This window comes from Neobacillus drentensis, assembly GCF_036962765.1.
Taxonomy (GTDB): Bacteria; Bacillota; Bacilli; order Bacillales; family Cytobacillaceae; genus Neobacillus; species Neobacillus drentensis_C.
Map to the genome: position 1 here is coordinate 32,346 of NZ_JBALOS010000026.1, position 13,666 is coordinate 46,011.

Annotated in this window: 12 protein-coding genes and 1 pseudogene; all 13 read left to right on the forward strand. The window is 38.5% G+C overall.

What is annotated here, in order from left to right; genetic code table 11:
- The 13 genes and pseudogenes from rbfA (at window position 1) to dapA (ending at window position 13,399) form a co-directional block, all read left to right on the forward strand.
- Window positions 1-372 carry a 30S ribosome-binding factor RbfA gene (gene rbfA, locus V7137_RS04065; protein ID WP_026566472.1) on the forward strand — a complete coding sequence of 124 codons (372 nt, stop codon included), beginning with the start codon at window positions 1-3 and terminating at the stop codon, window positions 370-372.
- Between the two features lie 172 nt (window positions 373-544).
- A complete protein-coding gene (truB, locus tag V7137_RS04070) occupies window positions 545-1,465 on the forward strand; it encodes a tRNA pseudouridine(55) synthase TruB (protein ID WP_335696871.1) in 921 nt (306 codons plus the stop codon).
- A 29-nt stretch (window positions 1,466-1,494) separates the two neighbouring features.
- Complete coding sequence (ribF, locus tag V7137_RS04075) at window positions 1,495-2,433, forward strand: bifunctional riboflavin kinase/FAD synthetase (RefSeq protein ID WP_335696872.1); 939 nt, start codon at window positions 1,495-1,497, stop codon at window positions 2,431-2,433.
- Between the two features lie 186 nt (window positions 2,434-2,619).
- Window positions 2,620-2,889, forward strand: a complete 270-nt coding sequence (gene rpsO, locus V7137_RS04080) for a 30S ribosomal protein S15 (RefSeq protein ID WP_335696873.1) — start codon at window positions 2,620-2,622, stop codon at window positions 2,887-2,889.
- Between the two features lie 243 nt (window positions 2,890-3,132).
- Complete coding sequence (pnp, locus tag V7137_RS04085; RefSeq protein ID WP_335696874.1) at window positions 3,133-5,250, forward strand: polyribonucleotide nucleotidyltransferase; 2,118 nt, start codon at window positions 3,133-3,135, stop codon at window positions 5,248-5,250.
- Between the two features lie 161 nt (window positions 5,251-5,411).
- The gene (locus V7137_RS04090) at window positions 5,412-6,359 is read left to right on the forward strand and encodes a polysaccharide deacetylase family protein (RefSeq protein WP_335696875.1); all 948 of its coding nucleotides are present in this window, start codon (window positions 5,412-5,414) and stop codon (window positions 6,357-6,359) included.
- Between the two features lie 256 nt (window positions 6,360-6,615).
- A complete protein-coding gene (locus V7137_RS04095) occupies window positions 6,616-7,854 on the forward strand; it encodes a M16 family metallopeptidase (RefSeq protein WP_335696876.1) in 1,239 nt (412 codons plus the stop codon).
- 146 nt (window positions 7,855-8,000) lie between these two features.
- Window positions 8,001-8,243 (forward strand): YlmC/YmxH family sporulation protein, encoded by a 243-nt coding sequence (locus tag V7137_RS04100; RefSeq protein ID WP_335696877.1) that lies wholly within the window; start codon window positions 8,001-8,003, stop codon window positions 8,241-8,243.
- A 170-nt stretch (window positions 8,244-8,413) separates the two neighbouring features.
- Window positions 8,414-9,320 (forward strand): annotated as a pseudogene (gene dpaA / locus V7137_RS04105) (dipicolinic acid synthetase subunit A).
- Window positions 9,317-9,916, forward strand: a complete 600-nt coding sequence (gene dpaB / locus V7137_RS04110) for a dipicolinate synthase subunit B (RefSeq protein WP_218345610.1) — start codon at window positions 9,317-9,319, stop codon at window positions 9,914-9,916. The pseudogene dpaA and the gene dpaB overlap by 4 nt, the downstream one beginning before the upstream one ends.
- A gap of 203 nt (window positions 9,917-10,119) precedes the next feature.
- The gene (gene asd / locus V7137_RS04115) at window positions 10,120-11,169 is read left to right on the forward strand and encodes an aspartate-semialdehyde dehydrogenase (RefSeq protein ID WP_335696878.1); all 1,050 of its coding nucleotides are present in this window, start codon (window positions 10,120-10,122) and stop codon (window positions 11,167-11,169) included.
- Between the two features lie 34 nt (window positions 11,170-11,203).
- A complete protein-coding gene (gene dapG, locus V7137_RS04120; protein ID WP_335696879.1) occupies window positions 11,204-12,448 on the forward strand; it encodes an aspartate kinase in 1,245 nt (414 codons plus the stop codon).
- Window positions 12,449-12,529: 81 nt separating this feature from the next.
- A complete protein-coding gene (dapA, locus tag V7137_RS04125) occupies window positions 12,530-13,399 on the forward strand; it encodes a 4-hydroxy-tetrahydrodipicolinate synthase (RefSeq protein ID WP_218345607.1) in 870 nt (289 codons plus the stop codon).
- Window positions 13,400-13,666 lie beyond the last annotated feature (267 nt).

Sequence of the window (13,666 nt, forward strand, 5' to 3'; positions counted from 1 at the left end):
ATGAGCCACAGAGCAAATCGTGTCGGAGAACAAATGAAGAAAGAACTTGGTGACATCATCGGTCGTAAAATCAAAGATCCTCGGATTGGTTTTGTAACGGTAACCGATGTTGAAGTAACAGGTGATTTACAACAAGCAAAAGTATATATTTCCGTATTAGGTGATGAAGAACAAAGGGAAAATACCTTAAAAGGTCTGGCCAAAGCAAAAGGCTTTATTCGGACTGAAATTGGCCACCGTATTCGCCTTCGAAAAACACCTGAAATCATCTTTGAATGGGATGAATCTATCGATTATGGGAATCGAATCGATACACTTCTTCATCAACTGCATAAAGATGAAAAGCCTTTAGAAAAAAGGGAAGAAGAATAACTGGATAGACAATAGGTCTATCCTTTTTTTTGAGCTAATAAGAAAGTATAAACTTTCGGTGTGAAAGGTCATACTTTCTTATTTTGCATAAGTGCAACGACGCCACTGTCTTTGCCTGACGGCTCGCCAGTCGGCGAGTTTTCTTTATAATTTTTTGATTGGAGGTAATCGATTGGAAGGAATTCTACCTTTATTTAAACCTGCAGGATTAACATCCCATGATTGTGTCTTTAGGTTGCGGAAAATTTTAAAAACAAAAAAAGTAGGACACACGGGTACACTTGATCCAGACGTCACTGGAGTTCTTCCTATATGTATTGGAAAAGCAACAAAAGTTGCTGAATACATTACAGATGCTGGTAAAGCATACGAAGGAGAAGTAACAATTGGTTATTCGACAACAACTGAAGATGCTTCAGGGGAAACAGTTGAACAAAAGCCAGTAACCAGGATGATTGATCGGGAAGAAATACTCCACGTATTTCAGTCATTATCTGGTGAAATTGAACAAACTCCACCGATGTTTTCCGCAGTTAAAGTAGGCGGGGTCCGTCTCTATGAGTACGCACGCAAAGGGATTGAGGTCGAACGGCCTACCAGGAAGGTAACCATTTATTCAATCGAGCTATTAGATGATCGATTTGAATTTATTGGTGAAACCATAAAATTTAAGTTTAGAGTTAGTTGTAGTAAAGGGACTTATATTCGGACTTTAGCGGTAATGATTGGTGAAATGCTTGGGTTCCCAGCACATATGTCGTACCTGCAAAGAGTTCAATCAGCCACTTATACATTAGAGGATTGTTTGACGTTCGAAGAAATTGAAAACCATATGCAAGCAGGTACGATTTCGGGGGTCTTAAGGCCGCTGGAGACAGCAGTTTCTCATTTGCCGAAACTGCTAATTAATGATAAAGTAGCAGAGAAAGTGAAAAATGGCGCTTTATTACAAATGCCTGATCATTTAAAAACTATTAACGGACCGATTATCGCTGAAACTGATGATGGACTGGCTCTTGCTATTTATTCAGAGCATCCAAACAAGCCTGGCCTCTTAAAACCAGTTAAAGTGTTACGTAATAATGTAGATTAAAAAGGTACGGTATAGAAAAGGTGAGTTTTTTGGAAGTAATTCGGCTTAGATTCCCATTTAATATTGATCATACTGAATATCCACCTCTGGCAATGGCGTTGGGTTATTTTGACGGTGTTCACCGCGGCCATCAACAGGTAATTCTTGAGGCAAAAAAACGAGCTGAAGAAAAAGGAATTTGCAGTGCAGTTATGACCTTTGACCCCCATCCTTCTGTTGTTTTAGGAAAAACCGATAAGCAGATTCAATATATTAGCCCATTAACTGAAAAAATAAAAATTATTGAAGAATTAGGGATTAATTATTTATTTATCATTCATTTTAGCCTGGAATTCGCAAATTTGCTGCCGCAGGAATTTATTGACCAATATGTAATTGGACTGAACGTAAAACATGTGGTGGCAGGTTTTGATTTTACCTATGGAAGAATGGGAAAAGGAACAATGGAAACATTGCCTTTTCATTCTAGAGAAAAATTTTCTTATTCGGTTGTTCCAAAGTTTACAGAAGGTAATAAAAAGGTAAGTTCAACAAGAATCCGCTCTCTTCTTAAGGAAGGCAGAACAAATGAACTTTTTTCACTCTTAGGCCGAAATTATACAACATCAGGCATCGTTATTCATGGTGATAAACGAGGGAGAACCATTGGTTTTCCTACTGCGAACGTAGATTTAAATGGCGATTATATTATGCCGCCAGTTGGTGTTTATGCAGTTAGAATGAAAGTTCATTCAAAATGGTATAATGGTGTATGTAATGTTGGTTATAAACCTACATTTAATAAGGAAGCATTACTTCCTGCCGTGGAAGTTCACTTATTTGACTTTAATGAAGATATCTACGGTGAAGAAGTAATGATAGAATGGCATATTCACCTACGTAATGAACAAAAATTTTCAGGGATAGAGGAGCTTGTTGCACAAATTGAACGCGATAAGCAAAACTCACTCAATTATTTTAACAAATAAGACAAACTTCTTAATTCTATTCTTTAAAAGGTGTTTTTCCTACAATAAACTTCGATATATCCTTGCTTTTTGGTGTGAAAAGTTGTATTCTTATTAACGTATTAAAAATAACCTCTACTTGGCAAGACGAATCACCAACGTTTGCTCGGTATCAGGGGATTTGTAAATTTTAGGAGGTGAATTCGGATGGCAATCACTCAAGAACGTAAAAATGAACTTATCAGTGAGTTTAAAACTCATGAAAGCGACACTGGATCTGCAGAAGTTCAAATCGCTGTCCTTACAGAATCAATCAACAATTTGAATGAGCACTTACGTACTCATAAGAAAGATCACCACTCACGTCGCGGTCTTTTGAAAATGGTTGGTAAGCGTCGTAATCTTTTAACATTCTTACGTAACAAAGATGTTCAACGTTACCGTGTGTTAATTAATAAGCTTGGCCTACGTCGTTAGTTTACAGAAGCGGGATTATTCCCGCTTTTTTATTAGGTTTTAAAAGCTGAACGTTTAATAAAGAATTTTTTATACATATTTTTAAGTCAGGACTTTTTTGTGCATACTATTAAGGTGCTTTGTATTGATAACATAAGCTTTTCTAGGCTTTTTAATATTAGTTTGATTTAGTATGATGAGTACTGCGAAAGGGAAAATTTCGCATCATCCTCCTAAGTGATTTGGATAGAGAGGGGTAAAAATATGGAACAATTGAAACATGAGTATTCCATGGTTTGGGCCGGTCGTAAATTAACTGTCGAAATTGGACAATTAGCTAAACAAGCAAACGGTGCAGTCCTTGTTCGCTATGGAGATACAGCAGTATTGAGTACAGCAACTGCTTCAAAGGAGCCTAAAAACTTAGACTTTTTTCCATTAACGGTTAACTACGAAGAACGTTTATATGCTGTGGGGAAAATTCCTGGCGGATTTATAAAACGTGAGGGTCGACCAAGTGAAAAAGCAATTTTAGCAAGCAGACTAATTGACAGACCTATTCGACCGCTATTTGCGGATGGTTTCCGTAATGATGTTCAAGTTATTAGTATTGTCATGAGTGTGGACCAGGATTGTTCCACAGAAATGGCTGCAATGTTTGGGTCTTCGTTAGCTTTAAGTACATCGGATATCCCATTTGAAGGGCCAATTGCAGGTGTGGTTGTTGGTCGAGTTAACAATGAATTCGTCATTAATCCAACTGTTGAACAAGCTGAAAAAAGTGATATCCACTTAACAGTTGCCGGAACGAAAGATGCCATTAACATGGTAGAAGCAGGTGCGTTAGAGGTACCTGAGGAAACGATGCTTGAAGCAATCATGTTTGGTCATGATGAGATTAAGCGTCTAATTGAATTCCAAGAAAAAATTGTCGCTGAAATTGGCAAACCTAAAAGAGAAATTAATCTTTATGAAATTGATAAAGACCTCGAGGCGGAAGTTAGGGAAATGTGTGAGGCTGATATGGTCAGTGCCATTCAGGTCCAAGAGAAGCATGCCCGTGAAGACGCCATTAAAGAAGTGAAAAACCGAGTTATTGCTAAATATGAAGAACAAGAAGTAACAGATGAAGATATGAAACAAGTTAAGCAAATATTGGACAAGATTGTTAAGGGTGAAGTCCGCCGTTTAATTACAGTTGAGAAGGTTCGACCGGATGGCCGAAAAATTGATGAAATCCGTCCGCTTTCTTCACAGGTAAGTATTTTACCTCGTACGCACGGTTCAGGCCTTTTCACACGCGGGCAAACTCAAGCCCTAAGCATTTGTACTCTTGGGGCGATGGGAGATGTCCAAATTCTTGATGGTCTCGGCATTGAAGAAGAGAAACGTTTTATGCACCATTATAACTTCCCATCTTTCAGTGTGGGCGAAACCGGTCCTATTCGTGGTCCAGGTCGTCGTGAAATCGGTCATGGTGCCCTTGGTGAACGTGCGCTTGAACCGATTGTTCCATCAGAAAAGGACTTCCCATATACGATTCGTCTCGTATCTGAAGTCCTTGAATCCAATGGCTCTACTTCACAGGCGAGTATTTGTGCCAGTACTCTAGCGATGATGGATGCGGGTGTACCGATCAAAGCTCCTGTAGCTGGAATTGCCATGGGCCTTGTAAAATCTGGTGAGCACTATACTGTGCTATCCGATATCCAAGGAATGGAAGACCATCTTGGAGATATGGATTTTAAAGTGGCCGGAACTGCTAAAGGGGTTACAGCACTGCAAATGGATATTAAAATTGAAGGTCTTTCCCGTGAGATTTTAGAAGAAGCCCTTCAACAGGCGAAAGTTGGCAGAATGCATATCTTGGATTCTATGTTAGCTACCATTACAGAACCAAGAGCAGAACTATCTCAGTTTGCACCGAAAATCTTAACGATGACAATTAATCCAGATAAAATTCGTGATGTTATTGGACCGAGCGGAAAACAAATCAATAAAATTATTGAAGAAACTGGTGTTAAGATTGATATTGAACAAGATGGAACTGTATTTATTGCTTCAACTAATCAAGAAATGAACCAAAGAGCAAAGAAAATCATCGAAGACATTGTTCGTGAAGTGCAAGTGGGCGAAATGTACCTTGGTAAAGTAAAACGAATTGAAAAATTCGGTGCCTTCGTCGAAATCTTTGCTGGAAAAGATGGTCTCGTTCATATTTCTGAACTTGCTGAAGAGCGTGTTGGAAAAGTGGAAGACGTTGTTAAGATCGGGGACGAACTTTTAGTAAAAGTAACTGAGATTGACAAACAAGGCCGTGTAAACCTATCACGTAAAGCAGTCTTAAAAGAACAGCGTGAAAAGGATGAAGAAAACAAATAGTTAAGCATCTAGATAGTAAAGTCAGGGTCATTACCCTGGCTTTTTCGATATGTGAAGCATGACCTTGATTTCTTAATGCTTTAGAACTAGTTGTATTGATGAACCTGCAGTTCTACCTTGTCCCTTCTATACATAATCTGTATGGAAAGGGGGAAAATTAGATGAAAAAGATTTCTATCATAATGGTTATTTGTTTAGCAGGATGGATCGCAGTAAGTAATCCATTTGTTAACAAATATTTAACTTTTACAAATAAATCCGTTTTGCCGGCAGCAAAAGAGTCAGACCCTCTTTATCAAAGCATTATCAAAAATGCCCCTACATATGAATTACCGCCTAAAGATGCGACGATTGATAAGGTCTGGAAAGCTATTCCTGGCTATAATGGGCGGGAGGTTGACATTGCATCTTCATATAAAAATATGAAAAACAAAGGTGTCTTTGATGAGGAGAAACTTGTTTTTAATCAGACGAAGCCTAAAGTTCACCTCAAAGACTTACCGCCAAACCCTATATATAAAGGTCACCCTGATAAACCGATGGTCTCGTTTATTATTAATGTGGCGTGGGGAAATGAATATTTATCACAGATGCTTGCAACCCTAAAAAAACATAATATTTCAGTTAGTTTTTTTCTAGAAGGAAATTGGGTTAAAAAAAATCCAGATCTAGCGAAAATGATTGTCAGTTCAGGACATGAAGTAGGCAATCATTCCTATTCACATCCAGATATGAAGCAACTAACCGCTGAAAGAGCCAGAGAACAAATAGTGAAAACCAATGAAATTATCGAAGCGGCTACAGGTAAAAAATGTGTTTGGTTTGCACCGCCTAGTGGCAGTTACCGGGATGAAACGGTAAAAGTGGCCGACGAATTAAATATGCTGACTGTTATGTGGACTGTTGATACTGTTGACTGGAGAAAACCGTCGCCCGATGCCTTGATAGCTCGTGTGATGTCAAAAATTGATAATGGTTCAATGGTTCTTATGCATCCAACAGAATCAACTGCAAAATCACTTGATCGCTTGATCACTCAAATTAAGCAAAAAAACTTAAAAATTGGCACAGTTTCTGAGTTAATGAGCGAACAAAGAGTGGAGCAATAATAATCGGGTAAGAAATATTGAAAATTGGAGAAAATACACTATTATAAGTATAATGATAGATGGTGCAATAGTAGCGTTTGTTTATCCCGCATTAACGGGAAGTAAGACCCCCACTTTCTAGAGGGGAAAAATAAGGATAAGATATAAGTGGAGGTCAACTCCCCGTAAAAGCCCGATTGGTTCAACTAACAATCAGTGGTAAAAGTGGTAAAACCCCCACTGATTGAAGTTTCACCGTATAGACTGGAGGAAGTCAATGATTAATAAATACACATGCCAAAATGGAGTAAGAATTGTATTAGAAAATATTCCTACCGTGCGTTCGGTAGCAATTGGTGTTTGGATAGGTACTGGCTCTAGAGATGAAAACCCACAAAACAATGGTATCTCCCATTTTCTTGAGCATATGTTCTTTAAGGGCACCACAACCAGGTCTGCGAAAGAAATAGCTGAATCCTTTGATAGCATTGGCGGACAAGTGAATGCGTTTACTTCTAAAGAGTATACATGCTATTATGCGAAAGTTCTTGATACACATTCTCAATTTGCATTAGATGTTCTGGCGGATATGTTTTTTAACTCAACATTTGTGGAAGAGGAGTTAAACAAAGAGAGAAATGTAGTGTTAGAAGAAATAAAAATGTATGAAGATACTCCAGACGATATTGTTCATGATTTATTAAGCAGAGCTGTATTTGGAGATCATCCCCTTGGATATCCGATCCTCGGTACGGAGGAAATACTTAATACGTTTACGGGAGAAACATTAAAAGAATATATCCATGAAAGATATACGCCTGAAAATGTTGTCATTTCTATTGCTGGAAATGTATCTGAGGCATTTATTAAAGAGGTTGAAAAGTATTTTGGATCATATAAAGGGGCTAACCAACAGGTTACTGAAAATATTCCTACATTCCATTCGAATCAAATTTCGCGTAAAAAAGAAACAGAACAGGCTCATCTATGTATTGGTTTTGAAGGATTAAAGGTAGGACATGATGACATCTACAGCTTAATTACTTTAAATAATATCTTAGGCGGCAGTATGAGCTCAAGATTGTTCCAGGAGGTTCGTGAGCAAAGGGGCTTAGCCTACTCTGTATTCTCTTATCACTCTGCATACCAAGATAGTGGGATTGTGACAGTATATGGTGGAACTGGTGCGAAACAGCTAAATGTATTATTTGAAACAATGCAAGAAACACTTAATACATTGAAGCAAGATGGGATTACCGAGAGGGAATTAACGAATAGTAAAGAGCAGCTAAAAGGAAGCTTGATGCTAAGTCTTGAAAGCACCAATAGCCGGATGAGCCGGAATGGAAAAAATGAACTTTTATTAAAACGACATCGTTCACTTGACGAAATCATTGATCAAATTGACACGGTTACGAAAAACAGTGTAGACGAAATGGCTAGAAATGTCTTTACAGATAAATATTCCGTTACATTGATAAGCCCAGACGGAGAACTGCCAAATAAATTAGCATAATCATAAAAGGGGATCCATTCGAAAATGGATTCCCCTTTTGTTAGGGCAAATTTCATCTCTCAATGTTTCTGCAAGGTTTTCTTATTCTAAATTAGGACTTCTTTTTATAAACTAATAGTAAGGGGTATGGAAGGGGGGCTTATGCATTGAGATTAAGTGAATTAAGCGGAAAAGAAATTGTGGATGCAAAAAAGGCTGAACGTCTTGGTGTACTCGGGCAAACAGATCTAGAAATTAATGAAGGGACAGGCCAAATTCAGGCACTGCTTATTCCTTCAATTAAATGGTTTGGTTTTCGAAAACAAGGAGAAGAAATTAGGGTTCCTTGGCAGCATATTAAAAAAATTGGCACAGATATGATTATTATCGATGTACCTGATGAGGATTAGGTACTTACACAGGTCAAAAAGGTCCAGGCAAGATTTATCTTGCTTGGGCTTTTTTTATTTAGTACGAATGGAAAACTCACCGAATGAAGTGAACCTACATAAGATGGTGAAGTGAAATAAGAAAAGGAATCTCTTAGTAGGATTTTTAAAAAAAGAAGGTGAATGTTTTCATGCTGACAGGGATGCAGATTGCCGTGATTGGTGGGGATGCCAGACAGCTGGAAATCATCCGCAAGTTAACCGAATTAGATGCGAGATTATCGCTTATTGGTTTCGAACAACTTGACCATGCATTTACTGGTGCTGTCAAGGAAAAGTTGGATGAAGTCGATTTATCAAATATGGATACCATTATCCTACCAGTGCCCGGAACAAATTTAGAAGGACAGGTAGAAACGATCTTTTCAAATGAAAAGGTTATTTTAACTGCAGATTTGCTAGCAAAGACACCTGAACATTGTACGATTTATTCCGGAATTAGCAATTCCTATTTAAATGGAATTACCAAGGAAGCCAAACGAACACTTATTCAGTTATTTGAAAGGGATGATGTGGCCATCTATAATTCCATTCCGACTGTAGAAGGGACGATTATGATGGCGATCCAACACACTGATTTTACCATACATGGGTCAAATATATATTGCTGTTCTGGGCTTAGGGAGAGTCGGTATGAGTGTAGCAAGAACATTTGCTGCATTAGGAGCAAGAGTTAAGGTAGGCGCAAGGAAAAGCGAGCATCTAGCCAGGATTACTGAGATGGGATTAACACCATTCCATTTAAATAATCTGGTAAATGAAGTAAAAGACACCGATATAGTTATTAATACAGCACCACATTTAATTGTAACTGCAATGGTAATATCAAAAATGCCATCACATACGCTCATTATTGACCTTGCATCAAAGCCAGGCGGCACTGATTTTCGATATGCCGAAAAAAGAGGGATAAAAGCCTTGCTTGCACCAGGGCTTCCGGGAATTGTCGCACCGAAAACGGCTGGTCAAATTCTAGCGAATGTCCTTGCCCAACTGCTTCAAGATGATTTAAGAAAGCGAAAGGGGAAAGTGAAATGAGTTTAAAAGGTAAAAGAATTGGCTTTGGCTTAACCGGCTCTCATTGTACGTATGATGCAGTATTCCCAGAAATTGAAAAACTAGTTCAAGCCGGTGCAGAGGTAATGCCAGTCGTGACTTTTACAGTTAAAAATACAGATACCCGTTTTGGAAAAGGGGAAGATTGGATCCAAAGAATTGAAGATTTAACTGGGAACAAGGTGATTGACTCGATTGTAAAAGCAGAGCCGCTTGGGCCTAAAATTCCTTTGGATTGTATGGTTATTGCCCCGTTAACAGGGGTTTCGATGAGTAAATTTGCCAATGCCATGAATGATAGTCCAGTATTAATGGCGGCAAAAGCAACACTGCGTAACTTAAAACCAGTGGTACTGGGTATCTCTACAAATGATGCACTTGGATTAAATGGAGTAAATTTAATGAGATTAATGGCTACGAAGAATATCTATTTCATTCCATATGGTCAGGATGACCCCATAAAAAAGCCAAATTCGATGGTTGCAAGAATGACAATGCTCACAGAAACAGTAGAAGCAGCAATCGAAGGGCAGCAAATTCAGCCTGTACTAGTTGAAAGATATAAAGATTCAGACTAAAATCCTCTCATTCATCAAAATAGGTTATTTCTTTAAAGGAATATGTTAAAATAAATTATTCTATCATCAGTGGGAAGATACAAACCCACTGATGAGAAATAAAATAAATTATTAATAACATGCTGGATGCTAAATAAAGGCTATTTCCTTTTAGAGTATGATAACCAGTTATGTATACGATGAATATGGAAGGGGAACTAGTAATGAGTCAACAAAATGGATTTCACGTTGCCGTTGTTGGAGCAACAGGTGCAGTAGGGCAACAAATGTTACAAACATTAATAAAACAGAACTTCCCAATTAGAAAACTTACCTTATTATCTTCAGCACGATCCGCCGGGAAAAAAGTGGATGTGAATGGACAGGAATATATCATTGAAGAAGCAAAGCCTGAGAGTTTTGAAGGCGTTGAGATAGCCTTATTTAGTGCAGGTGGCAGTGTATCTAAGGAACTTGGCCCAGAAGCAGTTAAACGAGGTGCTATCGTGGTGGACAACACTAGTGCATTTAGAATGGATGAAAATACTCCTTTAGTTGTCCCAGAAGTGAACGAAGCTGTCCTTCATCAACATAATGGTATCATTGCTAACCCGAATTGTTCCACCATTCAAATGGTAGTTGCCCTTGAGCCAATCCGTCAACAATTTGGTTTGAAAAAAGTAATTGTTTCAACTTACCAGGCTGTTTCCGGTTCAGGTGCGGCGGCTGTTGAAGAATTAATGCAGCAAACTCAGTCGATATTAAACGGAGAAACATATGAACCGCAAATTTTACCAGTGAAGTCAGATAAAAAACACTATCAAATTGCTTTTAATGCGATTCCGCAAATTGATAAATTTCAAGATAACGGATATACATTTGAAGAGATGAAAATGATTAATGAAACCAAAAAAATCATGCACTTACCAGAATTACAGGTTTCTGCAACTTGCGTGCGCCTTCCTGTAGCAGTTGGTCATTCAGAGTCGGTTTATTTTGAAATTGAATCTGACGAGGTCAGTGCAAATGACATTAAAGCATTATTAAAAGATGCCCCAGGTGTTATTTTACAAGATGATCCTGAAAATCAACTCTATCCAATGCCGGCAAATTGTGTTGGAAAAAATGATGTTTTTGTTGGTCGAATTAGGAAAGACATCGATGAACCACGTGGTTTTCATATGTGGGTTGTCTCTGATAACTTGCTTAAAGGTGCAGCATGGAATTCAGTTCAAATCGCAGAAAGCTTAGTGAAATTAGGGATTGTAAAATAAAGTTACATCAAAAAAGGCAGGGTTTGGTGTCACCATGAAAATTATTGTTCAAAAATTTGGCGGTACATCTGTAAAAGATGAAGAAAGCAGAAAATATGCTCAAGGCCATATCGAGAAAGCATTAGCTGATGGCTATAAGGTAGTTGTGGTTGTCTCCGCAATGGGAAGAAAAGGTGACCCTTATGCTACAGATTCACTACTTTCTTTAATTGGTGGAAATTTAAGTAATATTTCAAAACGGGAACATGATTTATTATTGTCCTGTGGAGAAGTTATTTCTAGTGTCGTGTTTGTAAATATGTTATTAGAAAGTGGAATTGATGCCGTTTCTTTAACTGGGGCACAAGCAGGCTTCCGTACAAACAATGACCATACAAATGCAAAAATTATTGAAATGCAATGTGATCGATTGCTAAGTGAATTAGAGAGAAATGATGTTGTCGTGGTTGCAGGCTTCCAGGGTGCTGCAAATAATGGTGATATAACGACCATTGGACGAGGCGGAAGTGATACTTCAGCAGCTGCTTTAGGTGCAGCCCTCAATGCCGAATTTATTGATATTTTTACTGATGTGGAAGGAATTATGACAGCTGATCCGCGTATTGCTGAAAATGCCCGGCCGTTATCTATTGTAACCTACACAGAGGTTTGTAATATGGCTTATCAAGGTGCAAAGGTCATTCACCCAAGGGCAGTTGAAATTGCGATGCAAGCAAAAGTCCCAATCCGAATCCGCTCAACCTATTCAAATAATTTAGGCACATTGGTAACTTCCTCAAGTAAAAATAATCGTGGCAGTGATATTAAAGAACGAGTGGTTACCGGGATTGCCCATGTTTCAAATGTAACGCAAATTAAAGTTTTTGCCAAAAAGGATCAATATTACTTGCAGGCTGAAGTGTTTAAGGCAATGGCTAATGAAGGAATTAGTGTGGATTTTATCAATATTTCTCCTAACGGAGTAATCTATACAGTTACGGAAGAAATGACCGACCGTGCGATTGGCGTTCTAAATGAATTGGGTCATGACCCCGTTGTAGAGCGTCATTGTGCAAAAGTTTCTGTTGTTGGTGCAGGTATTGCCGGTGTTCCTGGCGTTACCTCTAAAATCGTAACGGCCTTATCGGATCATGGAATTCGTATATTACAATCTGCAGATAGTCATACTACGATTTGGGTACTTGTAAAGCAGGATGATTTAGTTAAATCCGTCAATGCCCTCCATGATGCCTTTCAGTTAGAAGATGAAACAGTAGAATTTAATTTTACTGATCTATAAATAGTATCTTCGTATTAAAAGTAAATCCATATTATGAATTTGGGTTTAAGTATGCTTGATGGTATTGAGAGGAGTAAGAATATGGTTCATTTTGGGCGAGTATCGACGGCGATGGTAACTCCCTTTGATAAAAAAGGACATATTGACTTTGCTAAGACCACGCAATTAGTGAATTATTTAATTGAAAATGGAACTGATTCACTTGTGATTGCAGGGACCACGGGTGAATCCCCAACCTTGACTAAGGAAGAAAAACTGGCCTTATTTGATCATGTCGTTAAAGTTGTGAATAAGCGAATTCCAGTAATAGCTGGAACTGGCAGCAATAATACCTACGCATCCGTTGAGTTGACAAAAAAAGCTGAACAATTGGGTGTGGATGCTATTATGGTTGTAGCCCCATATTATAATAAACCAAATCAAGAAGGTCTATATCAGCACTTTAAGGCTGTTGCAGATGCCACTTCCTTACCGGTAATGGTTTATAACATACCAGGCCGCACGGCAGTGAATATTCATCCTGATACGATCATTCGTCTTTCAAAGATAGCAAATATTGTTGCGGTTAAGGAAGCAAGCGGTGACTTGAATGCGATGACACACATTATTGCCAATACTGATGATGATTTTGTTTTATATAGTGGGGATGATAGTCTGACAATCCCTGTTCTCTCTATTGGCGGTGTTGGGATTATCTCGGTTGCTTCACATGTAATAGGAAAACAGTTGCAGGAGATGGTTAAAGCATTTCTTGGTGGAGAGAATGAAAGAGCTGCAAAGTTGCATCAGCATCTTCTCCCTGTTATGCAAGGATTATTTGCTGCTCCGAGTCCTGCTCCTGTTAAAACAGCTTTACAATTAACAGGATTAGATGTTGGTTCAGTAAGGCTTCCACTTGTGGGTCTAACAGAACAAGAGCGCGCTGCATTAATTACTCTACTTAATCAATAATAATGAATCACCAAAGCCAACCGGATGATTTTGCCGGTTGGCTTTTTTTATATAACTATGGAAAGCCCATTGTTAATTTTGGCACCCATTTTATTGGAGCGGAAGGCGCGAGACTCCTGCGGGAGTACGGGACAGGGGAGACCCCGCTAATCTCTAAGCTCCGAGGAGGCTCCATGAGAAACCGAAAAAATGTCTATTGTGGGGGTTCCCAAGGACAAAACTCATGAGAAAACCAGAAAAATGTCTATCGTAGAGGTTCCGAAAGAC

Coding starts and splice junctions, on each gene's coding strand:
- rbfA (WP_026566472.1), top strand. CDS start 1: ATGAGCCACAGAGCAAATCGTGTCGGAGAACAAATGAAGAAAGAACTT.
- asd (WP_335696878.1), top strand. CDS start 10,120: ATGAGTCAACAAAATGGATTTCACGTTGCCGTTGTTGGAGCAACAGGT.
- V7137_RS04090 (WP_335696875.1), top strand. CDS start 5,412: ATGAAAAAGATTTCTATCATAATGGTTATTTGTTTAGCAGGATGGATC.
- V7137_RS04095 (WP_335696876.1), top strand. CDS start 6,616: ATGATTAATAAATACACATGCCAAAATGGAGTAAGAATTGTATTAGAA.
- dpaB (WP_218345610.1), top strand. CDS start 9,317: ATGAGTTTAAAAGGTAAAAGAATTGGCTTTGGCTTAACCGGCTCTCAT.
- rpsO (WP_335696873.1), top strand. CDS start 2,620: ATGGCAATCACTCAAGAACGTAAAAATGAACTTATCAGTGAGTTTAAA.
- pnp (WP_335696874.1), top strand. CDS start 3,133: ATGGAACAATTGAAACATGAGTATTCCATGGTTTGGGCCGGTCGTAAA.
- dapG (WP_335696879.1), top strand. CDS start 11,204: ATGAAAATTATTGTTCAAAAATTTGGCGGTACATCTGTAAAAGATGAA.
- dapA (WP_218345607.1), top strand. CDS start 12,530: ATGGTTCATTTTGGGCGAGTATCGACGGCGATGGTAACTCCCTTTGAT.